11 protein-coding genes are annotated in these 16,333 nt (G+C 76.4%); 10 read left to right on the forward strand and 1 reads right to left on the reverse strand.

Annotated elements, in window-relative coordinates:
• Nucleotides 1-48 precede the first annotated feature (48 nt).
• The 4 genes from ACZ64A_RS27275 to ACZ64A_RS27290 all read left to right on the forward strand — a co-directional run bounded on the left by ACZ64A_RS27275 (nucleotide 49) and on the right by ACZ64A_RS27290 (nucleotide 7,512).
• Nucleotides 49-801, forward strand: a complete 753-nt coding sequence (locus ACZ64A_RS27275) for a helix-turn-helix transcriptional regulator (RefSeq protein WP_469814308.1) — start codon at nucleotides 49-51, stop codon at nucleotides 799-801.
• Between the two features lie 236 nt (nucleotides 802-1,037).
• Entirely contained in the window at nucleotides 1,038-4,169 is a 3,132-nt protein-coding gene (locus ACZ64A_RS27280) for a hypothetical protein (protein WP_469813977.1), read from the forward strand.
• Complete coding sequence (locus ACZ64A_RS27285; protein WP_469813979.1) at nucleotides 4,166-4,870, forward strand: Pvc16 family protein; 705 nt, start codon at nucleotides 4,166-4,168, stop codon at nucleotides 4,868-4,870. Before ACZ64A_RS27280 ends, ACZ64A_RS27285 begins: the two co-directional genes overlap by 4 nt.
• Nucleotides 4,867-7,512, forward strand: a complete 2,646-nt coding sequence (locus ACZ64A_RS27290) for an AAA family ATPase (protein WP_469813981.1) — start codon at nucleotides 4,867-4,869, stop codon at nucleotides 7,510-7,512. The genes ACZ64A_RS27285 and ACZ64A_RS27290 overlap by 4 nt, the downstream gene beginning before the upstream one ends.
• Before the next feature lie 25 nt (nucleotides 7,513-7,537).
• Here the strand turns inward: ACZ64A_RS27290 and ACZ64A_RS27295 are convergent, their stop codons facing one another.
• Nucleotides 7,538-9,259 (reverse strand): eCIS core domain-containing protein, encoded by a 1,722-nt coding sequence (locus ACZ64A_RS27295; RefSeq protein WP_469813982.1) that lies wholly within the window; start codon nucleotides 9,257-9,259, stop codon nucleotides 7,538-7,540.
• Nucleotides 9,260-9,515: 256 nt separating this feature from the next.
• On the opposite strand from ACZ64A_RS27295, the gene ACZ64A_RS27300 reads away from it, so the two are divergent.
• The 6 genes from ACZ64A_RS27300 to ACZ64A_RS27325 all read left to right on the forward strand — a co-directional run bounded on the left by ACZ64A_RS27300 (nucleotide 9,516) and on the right by ACZ64A_RS27325 (nucleotide 16,276).
• A complete protein-coding gene (locus tag ACZ64A_RS27300) occupies nucleotides 9,516-11,072 on the forward strand; it encodes a phage tail sheath family protein (RefSeq protein ID WP_391825074.1) in 1,557 nt (518 codons plus the stop codon).
• A gap of 34 nt (nucleotides 11,073-11,106) precedes the next feature.
• A complete protein-coding gene (locus ACZ64A_RS27305; RefSeq protein ID WP_361621916.1) occupies nucleotides 11,107-11,547 on the forward strand; it encodes a phage tail protein in 441 nt (146 codons plus the stop codon).
• On the forward strand, nucleotides 11,544-12,044 hold the full coding sequence (locus ACZ64A_RS27310) for a hypothetical protein (protein ID WP_469813985.1): 501 nt from the start codon (nucleotides 11,544-11,546) through the stop codon (nucleotides 12,042-12,044). Before ACZ64A_RS27305 ends, ACZ64A_RS27310 begins: the two co-directional genes overlap by 4 nt.
• Nucleotides 12,041-12,199, forward strand: a complete 159-nt coding sequence (locus ACZ64A_RS27315) for a DUF6760 family protein (protein ID WP_366840198.1) — start codon at nucleotides 12,041-12,043, stop codon at nucleotides 12,197-12,199. Before ACZ64A_RS27310 ends, ACZ64A_RS27315 begins: the two co-directional genes overlap by 4 nt.
• 879 nt (nucleotides 12,200-13,078) lie before the next feature.
• The gene (locus tag ACZ64A_RS27320; protein ID WP_469813987.1) at nucleotides 13,079-15,682 is read left to right on the forward strand and encodes a hypothetical protein; all 2,604 of its coding nucleotides are present in this window, start codon (nucleotides 13,079-13,081) and stop codon (nucleotides 15,680-15,682) included.
• A 168-nt stretch (nucleotides 15,683-15,850) separates the two neighbouring features.
• On the forward strand, nucleotides 15,851-16,276 hold the full coding sequence (locus tag ACZ64A_RS27325; RefSeq protein ID WP_363267806.1) for a phage tail protein: 426 nt from the start codon (nucleotides 15,851-15,853) through the stop codon (nucleotides 16,274-16,276).
• The last annotated feature ends 57 nt before the right edge of the window (nucleotides 16,277-16,333 follow it).

Raw genomic sequence — 16,333 nt, forward strand, 5'->3', positions numbered from 1 at the left:
CGCCAGGCGACCGCACCCACGTCCCGTGCAGAGAAGAGCAGCTTCGCCATGTCCCTCGCCACCTCCCACAAACCCCTCGCCACCTCCCACGAATCCCTCGCCACCTCCCACGAATCCCTCGCCACCTCCCACGAACACCGCACCGCCCCCGCGTACTTGGCCGCCCGGCCCGGTCCGTCGCCGCGGGTGAGCGTGACCGTCTACGCCGCCGATCCGATCCTGCGCGCCGGCGTCGTCCAGCAGTTACGCCAGCGCCCCGAGATCGACCTGCTCGGCGACACCGGCCCCGAGGACGCGCAGGTGTCCCTGGTGGTCGTGGACACCGTCGACGACCCCGTGGCCGACCTGCTCAACCGGCTGCGCGTCAACTCGGCCACCCGGGTCGGCCTCGTCGTCGGCACCCTCGGTTCCGGCGCGCTGCAACGCGTCCTGGAGTGCGGCGTCCCGGCGGTGCTGCGGCGCGCGGAGGCCGACCAGGACCGGCTCGTCCATCTGGTCCAGGCCGCGGCCAACGGCGAGGGCGTGCTCCCCGGCGACCTGCTCGGCAGACTGCTCAGCCAGGTCGGCAGCGCGCAGCGCTCCGCCCTCGACCCGGGCAGCGTGTCGCTGTCCACGCTGTCCACCCGCGAGGCGGACATGCTGCGCCTGGTGTCGGAGGGCCTGGACACGGCGGAGATCGCCCGCAAGACGGCGTACTCGGAGCGGACGGTGAAGAACGTCCTGCACGAGATCACCACCCGGCTGCAACTGCGCAACCGCGCCCACGCGGTGGGGTACGCGCTGCGCAACGGGCTCATCTGAGGGCGGCCGGGCACCCCGGCGCTGCCCGAAGGCACCCGTGCTGCCCGAAGGCACACCGCGCTGCCCGAAAGCACACCGCGCTCTTCCCTCGGGCACGGCCCCGCCGCCCTGCCGCCCGGCGTCCGTCCGGCGCAGGGTGGCGGGGGCACACCCCACGTGTGCTTGACCAGAGCGCGAGGGGGACCTCCATGCGAACCGCTGGCCGCGGCGGGCGGTACCGCCCGGGCAGACTCGGAATGTCGTTGCTGCTGCTGGTCCCCCTGCTCGGGGTGACCGCGGCGGCCGGACCGGGCAGCGCCGGATCCGTGCCGAGGGCCGCTGCCGCCGCCCCGGCGGACGCCACCCGGATCGCCTACGCCGGCACCCGGCACCGCAGTCTCGGCCGGGTGGCCGCCGACACCGACACCCGCTCCGACGCCCTGTTCGGCGAGGCACCGACCCACCAGGACGTCCAGCCGTCCGCGCTCGGCGACCTCATGGTCTTCGCGAGCCTGCGCGACGAACGGCAGCCGCAGATCTACCTGCGCGCGGCCGACGGCTCCGTACGGCGCCTGACCACCGGCATGGACGCCGCGCACCCCCGGCTCACCCCCGACGGGCGCTCCGTGGTGTTCGACGCGTCCGGGCCGGGCGGCCCGGGCGGCAGGAAGCAGCGCGACCTGTGGCGGGTGCGCACCGACGGCACCGGTCTGACGCGGCTCACGGACACCCCCGCGAACGAGGAGTGCCCGACGGTCTCCGCCGACGGACGGCGCCTGGCGTACGCGAGCGACGCCGACGCCCTGGCCGGCGAGCAGATCCATGTGCGGCCGCTGGCCGGCGGGACCGCGACCCGGGTCACCGACCCCGCGAACGGCACCGCCACCGACCCGGTGTTCAACCCGGTCGACGACGCCGCGCACCGCGGCCTCATCGCGTACACCGGCGTCGCCACCGGGCAGCGCGATCCCCGGCTCCGGGTGACCGACGGGACCACCGACGGGCCGCTGCTGGCGGGCGCGCAGGCGGGCTGGCGCACCCGGGGGGCAGCCTGGCTGCCCGACGGGACCGACGTGCTATTCCTCAGCCCCGACCGGCCGTGCAGCTGCGAGGGGAACTGGGACCATGTGTTCCGCGTGCCCGCGCATTCCGAGGCCACGCCCCAGGTGGTGCTCAGCGAGAACCGTGAGGTCACCTCGGTCACCTGGCTCGGACCGCGCGACGGCGGCCGCGCGGTCGTCGAACGCGACACGGCGGCCGACGGCCACGAGGTGACGCTCCAGGACGTCCGGGCGGACGGCTCCGACCCGCGCGACCTCGGGCTGCCCATCCTCAAGGAGGACCCGGCGGCCGACACGAACACCGACCCGGCGCAGGACCCGCTGTTCCGGCCCTCCGCGAAGTTCGACCCGTGGACCGAGCGGCAGAACTACACGCCCGACGGCCGCCGTATCGCGGTGACCCGTTTCGAGGACGGCGGCGACGGCCGGGTCGAACGGATCTGGATGGTGGACGCCGACGGCCGAAACCCTGCCAGGCTGCCCCTCGCGGGGCGCGGCGAGACCGACTGGGACACCGACCCGACGTTCTCCCCCGACGGCAAGTACCTCGCGTTCACCCGCACATCGCCGGGCGGCGTCGGCGGGCCCGGCCGCATCCTGATCGCGGACGTCGCGACGGGTGCGATCACCGGGCAGATCACCCCGCCGGCCGGCGAGCGGGCGGGCGAAGACGCCCAGCCCGCCTGGTCCTCGGACGGCACGACCCTGGCGTTCACCCGTAACGAGGTGATCGGCGGGGACGGCGGCAACAAGCACGTGTGGACGGTGCCGGTGACCCGGCTGGACCGGCAGCGGGACCTGAGCGCCACCATCTGCCCGGGCGCCTGCGACGTCATCGACGACAGCCCGGCGTTCTCGCCCGACGGCCGCTCGCTCGTCTTCAACCGCAAGAACGGCGGCGGCCGGATCGACGAACACGCCGGCCTCGTACTGACCTCCCTGACCGGCGACGACTGCCGGGTGCTGCTGCCGCCCACGGCCCGCGACCTGCCCGGCGCCTGCCGGCGCGAACTGCCGGAAGCCACCGGCCCGTTCCAGCCGCGCGACGCCGCCTGGACCGCCGACGGCACCCGCCTGGTGATCAGCGCGCGCCCCGATCGCGCGGTCAACAGCCCCGAGGAACTGAAGGTGCTGGACCTGGCCACCGGGAAGCTCACCCATCTGATGACCTCGCTGCCGGGCCGGCAGAAGGAGCCGAGCGTCCAGCAGTCGGTGAACCTCGCGGTCCGGGCGCCCGGCACCACCCCCGAGGTCCCCGTCGGCACCTCCACCACGATCGGCGTGGACCTGGTGAACCAGGGGCCCGCCGCGTCCCCCGGCACCACCCTGACCATCGCCCCGCCGTCCGGCGTCGGCGTCACCGGGGTCACCTGGCCCGGTGGCACCTGCGACGCCACGGCGCTGACCTGCGACGTCGGCGTCGTGGGTCCCGGCGCCACCGTCACCGTGGACGTCACCCTCACCGGCCTCCTCCCCGGGGACCAGCCGGTCGGCTGGTCGGTCACCGGCACGGTGCTCGACCCGGAGCCCGGCGACAACGCCGGCCGGACCGTGGTCCCGGTGCGCGAGGCCGCACCGCCCCCGCCGACGCCCACCCCCACTCCGACTCCCACTCCGACGCAGCCCCCGGCTCCGGCACCCAGGCCGACGCCGACCGTGCCGCCCGAGCCGCCCGCGCCCGCGGCCGGACCCGGGGTGCGGGTCACCGCACAGCCCGACCCCGGCTACGTCGGCGGGCGGGTCGTGGTGACGTACACCGTGCGCAACGGCCGCAACGCGCTCGCGACCGGGCTGCGGCTGCGCATCGGCCTGCCCGACGGCATCCCCCACAACGGTCCGCCGCCCGGCTGCGACGCCACCTGGGCGTGCGCGCTGCCCGACCTGGAACCCGGCACCAGCACCGTCGTCCGCATCGTGCTCAGCCCCGACAAGGCGACCACCGGCAGGGTCACCGGCCGGCTCACCACCACCGGCACCGACGCCGACCCGCGCGACAACACTGCCCGGACACGGCTGCGCATCCTCCAGCCGCGCATCGTGGCGGTGCCGGCCATCGGCAAGCCCGGCTTCGTGACCTCCGTGCGCGGCAAGGACTTCCCGCCCGGAGCGCCGGTGCGCTTCACCTGGAAGCCCGGGATCACCGCGGCGGCGGCGCCGACCGTCCCCGGACCCGACGGCACCTTCATCGGCCAGCTCCTCATCCTCGCCAAGGACCAGACGGGACCGCGCGTCATCATCGCCAAGGGGCCCGGCTTCTCCCCGGTGACCACCGACTTCCTGGTGGTCAACGGCAGCATCCAGCCGCCGGACGAGGTGACCCGCCGGTGATCCACGAGGTCGACGAGGCGCTGCGCCGGCTGCTCGCCGAGTCCGGTCTGGAGGCGTCCGGCGTCGAGGTCGTCTTCGACGCCCCCACCCGGGACTGGGCCGCGCGCCGCAGCGCCCCCACCGTCTGCGTCTTCCTGTACGACATCCGGGAGGACGCCACCCGGCGCGGCAGCGGCGCCGGGGAGGTGTACGACGCGGACGGGCACCTCGTGGCGCGGCGCAGCCCGCCGCGCTGGTTCGAGCTGACGTACCTGGTCACGGCGTGGGCGGGCCGCCCGCAGGACGAACACCGCCTGCTGTCCCAGGTGCTGGGGACGCTGGTGTCCACCGAGACACTGCCCGCGCGGCTGCTCACCGGCACGCTCGCCGACCTCGGGCTGACCGTCGCACTGGACACCACCGGGGCCGGGGACTACACACCGTCCCCCGCCGACGTGTGGTCGGCGCTCGGCGGTGAGCTGAAGGCGTCGCTCCAGGCCCGGGTGCGGGCGCCGCTGGCCGGCGTGACCCGGGCGGCCGCCGCGCCCGTCACCGAGGGCCTCGTCGTGCGCTCGGCCACCCGCGGCGCGGACGGCGGGGCGGCACCGGGCCGCCGGCTGCGCTACCGGGAGACGACCGACCCGGGCCCGGACGGCTTCGCCGGCCCCCGCGACCGCGGCCCCGCCCCCACCCGCCGCCGCCGAGGAGACCGCCAGCCATGACCCCCACCCCGAACCGCACGCGGACGTCCCCCAGGGCCGGGGCGCCCACCGCACCCGGCAACGCCGCCGACGCCGCGCCCGCGGCTCCAGCCGCCGGGCTCGGCACCGCCGATGCCGCCCCGACCCCTGCCGAGCCGACCCCTGCCGAGCCGAGCGCGTCCGGGGCTGCGGCCGCGGCCGCAGCGTCCGGCCCCGCCGTGCCCGCGGCCCCGGCGTACGCCGCCCCCGGGGCGTCCGTAGCCGCGGCCCCCGCCGTCGGCAACTCCGGCCACACCGCGCCCGGTCCCGCCGAGACCGCCGTGCCAGCCGCGCCTGTGTCCGCCGATCCCGGCGTCTCCGGAGCCGCGGCCCCCGCTACCGGCGAGTCCGGCCACCCCGCGTCCGCCGCCCCGGCACCCCCCGGCCCCGGCCCCTCCAGCGTCGAGGCCGCCGGCCCCGTCGACGGCGAGACCGCCGCCGACCACTCCGGCGGGGCCGTTCCGGCCGTGCCGTCGGGGTCCGGTGGTGCGGACGGGCTGTGGGGGCGGCTGGCGGTCGTCGAGGGGCGGGTGCGGCGGGCCGTGGCCGGGCGGCGGGCCGGTGATCCCGATCCCGGTGATCCCTACCGCGGGCAGTACCTCGCGCCGGAGGCCGTCGCCCGGCTCCTGGACGAGCCGGGCGGTCTCGACGTACCCCCGAACGAGCCGTGGGAGCCGCCCGCCGGGTCCGTCCTCGGCCGTCTCGCCCGGCGGTTCGGGCTGTCCCCGCTGGACCTGGACCTGCTCCTGGTCGCCGTAGCGCCCGATATCGACGCCCGGTTCGAGCGCCTCTACGGCTACCTCAACGACGACCTGACCCGCCGCCGCCCGACCGTCGGGCTCGCCCTGGAACTGTGCGGGCCGGCCGGAGCGGTCGCCGCGCGGTTCCGGCTCGCCCCCGGCGCACCGCTCGTCGACGGCGGCCTGGTGGAGGTCAGGGAGCCCGAACGGCCCCCGCTGTCCCGGGTGGTGACCGTGCCCGACCGGGTCACCGCGCACCTGCTCGGCCACGACCGGCCCGACGCCCGGCTCGCCGGCGTTCTCGACGACGTCCACCCGGACCCGACCGCCGATCCGGCGGACGTGCGGCGGGCGGCGGCCGCCGCCGCGGTCGGCATCGGGCTCGTCCATCTGCGCAGCCGGGGCGGCGACGCCGCCGGACTCGCCGTCGCCGCCCTGCGCACGGCCGGACCGCCCCCGCTCGCCCTGGACGCGGCCGCGCTCGCCCGCCGCCCGGGCGACGTACCGGAACTGGCCCGTCTCGTGGCTCTGGAAGCCCGGCTCACCGGCGCCGCCGTCGTCCTCGGCCCCCTTCAGGCGCTCCCCGGGGAACCGGCCGAACGGGCCCGCGCCGTACGGGCGGTGTGCGCGGCGCTGCGCGGCATTCCCCTGATCACGCACGGCTCGATCGGCTGGGACCCGGAATGGGCCGCCGACACGCCGGTCACCCTGGCCGTGCCGGCGCCGTCGCCCGAGCGGCAGGCCGCGCGCTGGCGGCACGCCCTCGAACGGGCCGCCGCACACGACGCCCATGGCGCGGAGTGGCGCCTCACCATGGACGACGCCCCCGGCCCGGGAGCGCGCCCCACGGCGGACGACGCCCACGGCCCGGAGCGGCGCCGCACCGCGGACGACGTGCCGGGCCTCGTGGAGGCGGTCGCCGCGCACCGCCTGGACGCCCGGCAGGTGGGCCGCGCCGCCGACGTGGCGGTGCGCACGGCCGCCGCCGCGGGGCGCCCGGTCGGCCCCGACGACCTGCGGGCCGCCGTACGGGCGCAGAACGGCGCGGGGCTCGACCGGCTCGCCCGCCGGGTAGAGCCGGGCGTCGGCTGGGACGACCTGGTGCTGCCGCCGGCCACCCACCGGCGGCTGCGGGAACTCGCGCTGCGCGCCCGCCACCGCGAGCAGGTGCTCGGGCAGTGGGGGATGCGGCCCGGCGGCGGCCGGGGCCGCGGTGTGATCGCCCTGTTCGCCGGCGAGTCGGGCACCGGCAAGACCATGTCCGCCGAGGTCGTCGCCGCCGACCTGGGCATGGACCTGTACGTGGTGGACCTGTCCACGGTCGTCGACAAGTACGTGGGGGAGACCGAGAAGAACCTGGAGCGGATCTTCACCGAGGCGTCGGCGGTCAACGCCGTGCTGCTCTTCGACGAGGCCGACGCCATCTTCGGCAAGCGTTCGGAGGTGAAGGACGCGCACGACCGGCACGCCAACATCGAGTCGGCGTACCTGCTGCAGCGCATGGAGTCGTTCGACGGGATCGCGGTGCTGACCACGAACCTGCGGGCCAACCTGGACGAGGCGTTCACCCGGCGGCTGGACGTGGTCGCGGACTTCCCCGTGCCCGACGCCGGTCAGCGGCTCGCGCTGTGGGAGCGCTGCCTGGGCGGCCGGCTGCCCCGCGCCGCCGACCTGGACCTCGCCTTCTGCGCCGACCGTTTCGAGCTGGCCGGCGGTTCCATCCGGGCGTGCGCGGTGACCGCCGCCTACCTCGCGGCCGAGTCCGGCGCGCCCCTCACCATGGACGGGCTGGTGACGGCGATCGCGCAGGAGTACCGCAAGCTGGGCCGGCTGGTCCTGGAGGGCGAGTTCGGCCCCTACCTCCAGGCGGCCGTCGGCGCCTGAGCCGCGGCCGCCCCCGCCGGCCGGGTCACTTCTTCTTCTTGGCCTTGCTGTACTCGCTCACCCCGTCCTCGTACGGCACCGCGTCGAGGCCGGGGTCGGACACCATCGCGAAGTCGTCCGGGTTGCGGACCAGCCGCACGCTGCCGAACAACTCCTCGGGGATGACCAGTTCGTCGGAGCCGTGGTACGTCATCACCGGCCCGGCGGCCTCGGCGGCGCCGCTCTCGCTTCCGCTCTCGAACGCGAAGCCGTCGTCGGACGCGCCGTCGGCCTCCACCACCTCGACGTCCTCGCGCACATAGACGGCGACCAGGAAGCCGCCCCACTGCCGCGCCTCCTTCTTCGCGGCGCCGGAGCCGGACGCCGACTTCCCGGCGGGCGCGACGACCGGTGCGACGTAGAACCCGTTGCCCTTGCCGGTGCCGGCCCCCTTGCCGAACTTCTCCGCGTCGGGTCCGTGCGCGATCAGACTGCCGATGCTCTCGACGTGGGTGCCGTGGAACCCGACCAGGCGGTAGCCGGACAGGCTCTGCGTCACCTCGGCCTGGCGCCGGGTGCGCTCCTCGTCGGACATCTCGCGGCGGAACTCGTGCGGTTGCGCCAGGCCGATGTCGTCCTGGTCCCACTGGCCCTCGTCCCAGTCCTCTCCGGTGAGGGACGGGGAGGAGGCGACGCTGGTGCTGTCCGACTCCTCGTCGCTGCTGCTCTCGCTGCTGCTGTCGCCGCGGGCCCGGGTGGGGCGGAAGAAGCCGCCGCCGCTCTCGCTGTCGCTGCTGGAATCGCTGCTGGAGTCGCTTCCCTGCTGGGCCGCCGCCCGGGCTTCGACGACGGACCGCACGGCACCCCACACCGCGTCGCCGCCCACGGGGCCGTCCAGTCGCTCGAGTTGTGCGAGGACGCGCTGAAGGACGGCCGGTTCCGCCCAGTTGAGCGGGGCCGGCCGCGTGGGGTGGCCCACCAGCCACACCATCAGGTCGGACGCGGAACGGATCGTGGTGGGACCCTCGCCGCCGCCGCCCTGGATGTCGAGTTCCCGCAGCTGGACGTCCACGGCGGCCCGCTGTGCCGCCGGGCCGCCGGCCGCCGCCCGGTGGCCCACCGCGCGGGCCGTGCCGAGGTCGCCGGAGCCGTGCACATGCGCGTGCGCGTGCGCGTCCTGGGCCGGAGCGGGGGCCGGGGTGTTCATGACCCGGTGGGCGGTGGCCTCCGCCTCCTTCTCGAACCGGTCGGACGGGTCGGACACGCTCAGTCCGGCCCCGTTGTCGGTTCCTGCGACGGGCCCCTGGCGCTGCTGGACGACGTGGGTGAGCTCGTGCGCCAGGGTGTGCGAGTCGCCGCCGCCGTCGCCGAGGACGACATGGCTGCCCGAGGTGTAGGCCCGGGCTCCGATGGCGCGGGCCGAGCGCGCGGCCGCGGCCCCGGTGTGCAGGCGCACGTCGGAGAAGTCGGTCCCGAAGCGGGATTCCATGTCCTGGCGGACCGGTGCGGCGAGCGGTTTGCCGGAGCCGCGCAGCACCTCGTGCACGCCCGGGTCGGGCTGTTCCTCGACCGTCACGGGACGGACCCGGCGGGCGATCATGGCACCGACCGCGGCGTTGCCCGCGTCGCCCTGTGCCGTCCGCAGTGCGTCGGCGGTGAGCGGCGGCGGCACGGCGGCGCCGGCGCCCGTCTCGCGGCGGGCGGCGGCCTGGCCGTCCGCGTCCTGCCGCACCTCGTCCTGCTCGGCGTGTGCCCCGGACCTTCGCACTGCGCTGCCTCCTCGTCGGCACACCCCTGCTGCGGCCCTCAGTGGACCGCCCGGCCCGCGGGTCCGTCCAGGGACATCGGGGCACGCCGGGGGCAGGCGGGGGCGGCGAAGGGGCCGCCGCGGCGGGCGGGAGGGGCAGCGGTGCTGCCCCCGGCATGGTCCCCGCGTCCCTGCCGGTCGCTGCCCCCGGCCGCGCAGACTCGCCCTGGACACAGCTGGACGAGCCGAACGAGCCGCAGGACCCGAAGGAGCGAGCATGCCGACGTACCTCACCCCGGGCGTGTACGTGGAGGAGGTGCAGTCCGGTGCCCGGCCGATCGAAGGGGTCGGCACCGCCGTCGCCGCGTTCGTCGGATTCGCCGGGAACGGCCCGTTCCACACGCCGACCCTGGTCACGAGCTGGGACCAGTACACCCAGCTCTTCGGCGGCTTCACCGAGGGCGCCTATCTGCCGCACGCCGTCTACGGCTACTTCGCCAACGGTGGCGGCGCCGCCTACATCGTGCGCATCGGCGGCCGCGCCGACGACGCCTCGGCCCCCGCGACGGGCGACGCCGCCCGGCGGCAGGCCCCGGCAGCGCAGCCGGTCGCCCTCGGCGGCTTCCTCGTCGCGGCCCGGCCCGGTGTCACCGGGGTCTCCGTGGAGATCGCGGACGCCGACGGCGAGAACCCGCCGGAGGACCGCTTCAAGGTCCTGGTCCGCCAGGGCGACCAGGTCGCGGAGACCTACGAGGCCTCGGTCCGCAAGAACGTCAAGGGCTACCTCGTCAACCAGGTCCGCGCCTCCAGGCTGATCCAGGTCGCCGAGCAGCAGGGCACCGCCCAGACCCGGCCGGCCGCGCAGACGCTCGCCGTGCCCGACGCCCCGGCCGCGCCCGCCGCGACGGCCTCCGACGTGGCCCGCCTCGACCCGGCGGAGTACGTCGGCGACGCGGGCGCCCGCACCGGGTTCGGCGGTCTGGAGAGTATCGACGAGATCACCATGGTCGCGGTGCCGGATCTGATGAGCGCCTACCAGCGCGGGGATATCGACGCCGAGGGCGTGCGCACCGTGCAGCTCGCCGTGATCTCGCACTGCGAGCAGATGGGCGACCGCGTCGCCGTCCTGGACACCCCGCCCGGCCTCACCGCGCAGCAGGTGCGCACCTGGCGCAACGACGAGGCGGGCTACGACTCCCGCTACGCCACCCTCTACTACCCGTGGGTGCGTGTCTTCGACCCGGCCGCCGGCCGCAACACCACCGTCCCGCCGAGCGGCCACATCGCCGGCGTGTGGGCGCGCAGCGACGCCGAACGCGGGGTGCACAAGGCGCCCGCCAACGAGGTGGTCCGCGGCGCGGTCGACCTGGAGCTGCGGCTGAGCAAGGGCGAGCAGGACCTGCTCAACCCGATCGGCGTCAACTGCGTGCGTGCCTTTCCCGGGCGCGGGGTCCGGGTCTGGGGCGCGCGCACCCTGTCCTCCGACCCGGCCTGGCGCTACCTCAACGTGCGCCGCCTGTTCAACTACCTGGAGGAGTCCATCCTCCTGGGCACCCAGTGGGTCGTCTTCGAACCCAACGACGACCGGTTGTGGTCCAGCATCCGGCGCAACGTCACCGCGTTCCTCACCGAGGAGTGGCGCCGGGGCGCGCTGTTCGGCCGTACGGCCGAGGAGGCGTTCTACGTCAAGTGCGACCGTGACAACAACCCGCAGGAGTCCATCGACCAGGGCCGCGTCGTCTGCGAGATCGGCGTCTCGCCGGTCAAGCCCGCGGAGTTCGTGGTGTTCCGGCTGGCCCAGTTCTCCGACAGCACCAGCCTCATCGACGAGTGACCCGCGGGTCCACAGGAAAGGGTGACAGACAGTCATGGCAACGGGCGACGCACTGTCCACACACGTCTTCGGCGTGCAACTCGGCGGCTACCTGGTCGAATCGATCCAGGAGATCAGCGGCCTGACCGTCGAGGAGGAGGTCGTCGAGGTCAAGCAGGTCACCGCGGAGGGCAAGCAGATCATCCGCAAGCAGCCGGGCGCCCGGCAGGCCGGCGAGATCACGATCACCCGGGGACTCGACCAGAGCAGCGAGTTCACCAACTGGATCAAGGAGACCCTCAACAACGGGGCGGTCAACTCGGCCCGGCAGAACCTCACCATCGAGATCAAGGACTCCGAGGGCAGCACCGTGCGCCGCATCCAGCTCATGCAGGGCTGGGCCTCCCGGTGGGAGGGGCCGTCGCTGCGCGCGGGTGAGTCGTCCGCGGCGACCGAGTCCGTCACGATCGTGTTCGAGGAGATCGTGGTCGAATGAGACGCCGTACGGTGACGGCGGGCAGCCTGGAGGAGATCCTCCAGGCGACCGAGCCCGCCCCCGCCGCCGCACACGAGCCGGTGGCGGCGCCCGCCCCGGCCGCCGCGCCGCGCCGGGAGGAGCACGGGCTGCGCACCGAGTTCGAGTTCGAGCTGCCGCGCGGATACGTCGACGAGGCGGGCACCGTGCACCGGCACGGCGCGATGCGCCTGGCCACGGCACGCGACGAACTGCGTCCGCAGATCGACCTGCGCGTCAAGGAGAACCCGGCGTACCTGAGCGTGGTCCTGCTGAGCCAGGTGATCACCCGGATCGGCACGATCACCGACGTGCACGCCGGGGTCGTGGAGCGGATGTACGCCACCGACGTCGCCTTCCTCCAGGACTTCTACCGCCGCGTCAACAGCGAGGGCCACACCCGCGCCGCGGTGACCTGCCCGCACTGCGAGGGCGGCTTCGAGGTCGACCTCTCGGGTGGGCGCCTGGGGGAATCGTGACGTACGCCCTTCCCCGGCTCCGGGAGGAGATCGCGTACGTCGCCTACCACTTCCATTGGCGGCGCGAGGAGATCCTCGACCTGACCCATGACGAACGCCGGCAGTGGGTCGCCGAGATCGCCCGGATCAACACCCGTATGAACGAGGGCGGTTAGCACATGGCATGGCGGGACAGGCTCCGCCGTCGTACCGTCGCGGCCCGCTCCCGCGTCCCGGGGCCGCCGCAGGCCCCGCGCCCGGCGGGTGGCCCGGCTGCGGTTGCCTCCGCGGGAGCCTCGGGTGTGCCCGGCGGCGTGCAGGGTGCTTCGGCCGGTAAGAACGGGCCGTCGGGCGGCGGCCGTTCCGTGCCGCGCGACTGGGACGGGGGCTGGCGCCGTACGGCCGCGCCGGACCTCACTCTGTCCCGGGCTCCCCTCGGGGTCAGCGACGGCCTCGCCTTCCGGGCCGGGCTGACCGCCTGGCAGAACCCGTCGTTCGACAGCGGCCTCGGACACGCGCTGACGCCCATGGCCCCCACGGGCCTGGTACGCGGCGTCACCCGCCCGGCAGCCCCGCGGCCCACACAGCCCGCCGGGGGACCGCTGCTGCTGAGGGCCGTGCGCCCGCAGGGGGCGCAACCCCCGGCCGACGACTTCCCGGACCCGCGGACCCCCGGCCCCGCCATGCCGGGCGGCCAGAGCTCGCGGGCCGCCGCGCCTTCCGGTGGTCGGACCGCCGACCGTACGGCGCCGGCCTCACCCGGCGAGGCCCCGGCGGCACCGCGACGGCACCCGGCCACCGGCTCGTCGGGGGGCGCTCCTTCGCCCGGTTCGACGCCTTCGCGTGACGGCGCTCCGACGTCCGGCGCGGCTCCCTCGCAGGACGGTGCCCCTTCGCGTGGCGTCACCCCGCCGCGCGGCGGGGCACGTTCGCCGGGCGGGGCGTCCGCGCCCGCCGTGCCCTCTGCTGCCGACCGTGTCGCCGGTGACGATGAAGATGCCGGTGCCGGTGCTCGCGGTTCATCGGTCGCCGGGTCCGGCCGCTCCCGGGGCCTTATGTCGGAGCAGTCGCCCGGCGTGCTCTCCCATGCCGCGCCGACGGCCACGACGGCCACGACGGCCACGGCCGGTTCCCGGGCCGTGACGCCGGACGACGCAGGTGCCGGTACGGCGGCTGCCGCGAACGGTGCCGCTGCGGTCTCCGGGCGCGGCAGCGCCGTCCCGCCGACCCCGCTCGTACGCCGGGTGGCGGTGATCCCTCCGGCCGCCGCCCCGGGGTCCTTGAACCGTCCTGACACGAACGGCGCCACGAACGGCGCCACGAACGGTGCCGCGAACGACGCCGTGCACGACGGCGGCCGTACGTCCGCGCCTTCGGCCGCCCGGCAGGCCGGCGCCCCGAGCGCCGGAGCGCGAGCCGCCCGCGATGGCGAGCAGCCGCCTACGTCCCGTGCCGCGCGGACCGGCGAGCCGCGCCCCGTCGTCCGCGCCGTCCCGGCGGGCGTCGGTCTGACCGTCGCCCGTCGCCCGGCCGCCCCCGTGCGCCGCCTCGCAGTGGTGCGCCCGGCCCCCGGCGCCACCCCCGCCCCGGCGACGCCCGAAGCGGCCGGGCTGCCGACCTCCGCCTCCGTCCAGCGCGCGGGGACGGTGACGCCCGAGCCCGCCGGCACGCCGACCACCGCCCCCGTTCAGCGCACCGCTGCGGCGGCGCGCGGCCGGGCGCCGCTCGGTACGCCGCTGGGCGGCCTCCCTGCGACGGCGATCCCGCAGCCGCAGCCGCAGCCGCAGCCGACGGCCGCCGCTCGGGCCGGTGCCGGCACGGCACCCGGTCCCGTGCTGCCCGTCGTCCAGCGCCGGACCGACGATGCCCCCGCGCCGCACGGCGGCACCCGCACGGGCACCGCCGGGCCCGGTGCGGCGGGGGCGGTCACGCCGGACGTCCACGACGGTGCGCCGGGCACGGCACCCGGGGCCCGTGACCGGACCGCGCCCGGCCGGGGCGCCCGCGTGCGCGGCGGCCTCGGCGCGCCGTTGTCCGCACTCCCGCCCAGCGCCGACCGCCCCGCCGCCACCGCCACCGGGCACGCGTCCGGGGACGCCTCCTCCGAGTCGTCGCCCGGGGCGCCGTCCGCCCCCGCGCCGTCCGTCACGGACGTCCAGCGGGCTCCGGCGCGTCGGGACGGGGGCGCCGCGACCGCTCCCGCGCCGTCCTCCCCGGCCGGTGCGCCGGCTGGGGACGCACCGCTGCTCGGGACGGCCGACGTCCAGCGCCGCCTCGCCACCCCGGCCGCGCCGCCCGCCGCGCCCGTCGCCGGACCCCTCGACGGCCTCGTCGCACCACTGGTGACGCCCCCTCAAGCGTCCAGCAGCACCCGCACTCCGACGCTGGACCTGCCGGCGCCCGGTCCCGGACGCACCACCGCGCCGACGCCCGCCGTCGGCCAGGCGTCGCCGCCGGTCACCGTGGCGCGAGCCGTCACGGCGCGCTCGGCCGCCGTCACCGCGAGCGGTGTCGCCCACGCCCGGGCCGCCCACGGCGTCCCCGGCACCACGAGCGGTCGGGCGGCCGCGGCGGCTACCCGGGTGATCTCGCCCGGCGCCCTCCCGCTCACCGTGGCTCGTTCAGCCGACGCGGCCGCCTCCCGGACCGTCCCGCTGCTCGCCGGCCGCCCGCTCAGCCTGAGCACGCGGACCCCGGAGGGCGCGGAGCCCCGTGCCGGAGCCCCGTCCCGCCGTCGTCCCGTGGTGGCGGCGCGCTGGCCGGGCACACCGGCCGACGCACCCGGCGACACCACCCGGCCCGCCCAGCCACCGGCCCGGCACGGGGACGCCGGACGGACCCCGGGCCGTATGGAACCACCGGTTCAACGCCGCACCGCCGGAGCGTCCGCACCGGCCCCCACGCGGACCGCCGGACCGGCAGCGCACGCGGCGCCGTCGACGGCCCACCGGACCTCGCCCCTCGCGCCGCACCCGGCGCCCTCCACGCCTCACCCTGCTTTTCCCGTCGCGCCGAACCCGGCGCACCACGGGGCCGCCGCCTCCGCGGTGCCGTACGTCCAGCGGGCGGTGGCCGATGCCGTCCCGCCGCACGTGCCGGGCGCGGGGCCGCGGGTCGACGGGCCGTCCGACGGGGCACCGCGCCTCCCGGACGCCGTCCGGCGCGTCCCCGTCGTCCGTCCCGCTCCGCCGGGGCCGTCAGCGGCCGGTGGACCCGTCGCCGTACCGGCGCACCCTCTGCCGGTCACGGCCCCGCAGGCCCCGCCGCTCGCGGACCGTCCGCCGCCGGCCCCGGTGTGGCCCGCGCCCGTGGCCCGCGCACGGGTCGCCCTGCCGGCCACGGCCGCGCCCGTGCAGCGTGACGCGACCGGCGCCGCCGGGGCCGTCCGGGCCGCCGTACCGGCGAAGGAGACGCCGGCGCGCGGCCGGCCGCGGTCGGCGTCGACCGGCTCCCTCCCGTCCTCCACACCCACCCCCGCCCCCACCGCCACCGCTGCGGGCAAGGGGGCGGCCCGTCGCCCCGAGAACCCGCAGGCCGAAGCCGGTCTCGACCTGGACGACCTGGCGCGGCGGCTCATCGACCCCGTGGCCCGGCTGCTGCGCGCCGAACTGCGCCGCGGCCGGGAACGCACCGGCCGCCCCTACGACGGACGCCGCTGAGAACCGCCCGCGACGACCGACAGCCCCCGCGCACCAGACACATCACGCACGACAGACCCCGCACACCGCACGACCGGCAGACCCGCGCACCCCACGACCCACGACCGACAGACCAACGCACCGTACGACGCACGACGACGACCACCCCCGACTGGCAAGTGACGAGGAATGACCGACAGCATCTTCGCGACGAGCGTGTTCTTCCGGCTCGCGATCGGCGGCAGCGATCTGGGCGCCTTCAACACCTGCTCCGGCATGGGCGCCGAGGTCGAGATGGAGACGTACGCCGAAGGGGGCAACAACGGCTTCACCTGGCAGCTTCCGAGCCGTGTGTCCTGGTCGAACATCACGCTCACCCGTCCGGTCACCGCGGACACCGCGAAGATCGCCCGCTGGCTCGACGAGACGCTGAAACGGGTGGAGCCCAAGGACGGCGAGATCGTGGCGCTGAGACCGGATCTGAGCCGGATCATCAGCTGGCAGGTCCTCGGGATCGTCCCCGTGCGCTGGCAGGGCCCCTCCTTCGACCCCGCCAGCTCCCAGGCGGCCATCGAGACCCTGGAGATCGCCCACCAGGGCCTGCGCCCCTCCTGAAACCGCCCCCGGGACACCGTCCCACCCGTCCCCGACCGCCGCCCGCCCCCGGAAAGG

Source organism: Streptomyces sp. NPDC104814 (genome assembly GCF_055583185.1).

Excerpts from the sequence above, each read along its gene's own strand:
- ACZ64A_RS27275 (WP_469814308.1), top strand. The coding sequence starts at position 49 with ATGTCCCTCGCCACCTCCCACAAACCCCTCGCCACCTCCCACGAATCC.
- ACZ64A_RS27280 (WP_469813977.1), top strand. The coding sequence starts at position 1,038 with ATGTCGTTGCTGCTGCTGGTCCCCCTGCTCGGGGTGACCGCGGCGGCC.
- ACZ64A_RS27290 (WP_469813981.1), top strand. The coding sequence starts at position 4,867 with ATGACCCCCACCCCGAACCGCACGCGGACGTCCCCCAGGGCCGGGGCG.
- ACZ64A_RS27300 (WP_391825074.1), top strand. The coding sequence starts at position 9,516 with ATGCCGACGTACCTCACCCCGGGCGTGTACGTGGAGGAGGTGCAGTCC.
- ACZ64A_RS27305 (WP_361621916.1), top strand. The coding sequence starts at position 11,107 with ATGGCAACGGGCGACGCACTGTCCACACACGTCTTCGGCGTGCAACTC.
- ACZ64A_RS27310 (WP_469813985.1), top strand. The coding sequence starts at position 11,544 with ATGAGACGCCGTACGGTGACGGCGGGCAGCCTGGAGGAGATCCTCCAG.
- ACZ64A_RS27320 (WP_469813987.1), top strand. The coding sequence starts at position 13,079 with ATGTCGGAGCAGTCGCCCGGCGTGCTCTCCCATGCCGCGCCGACGGCC.
- ACZ64A_RS27325 (WP_363267806.1), top strand. The coding sequence starts at position 15,851 with ATGACCGACAGCATCTTCGCGACGAGCGTGTTCTTCCGGCTCGCGATC.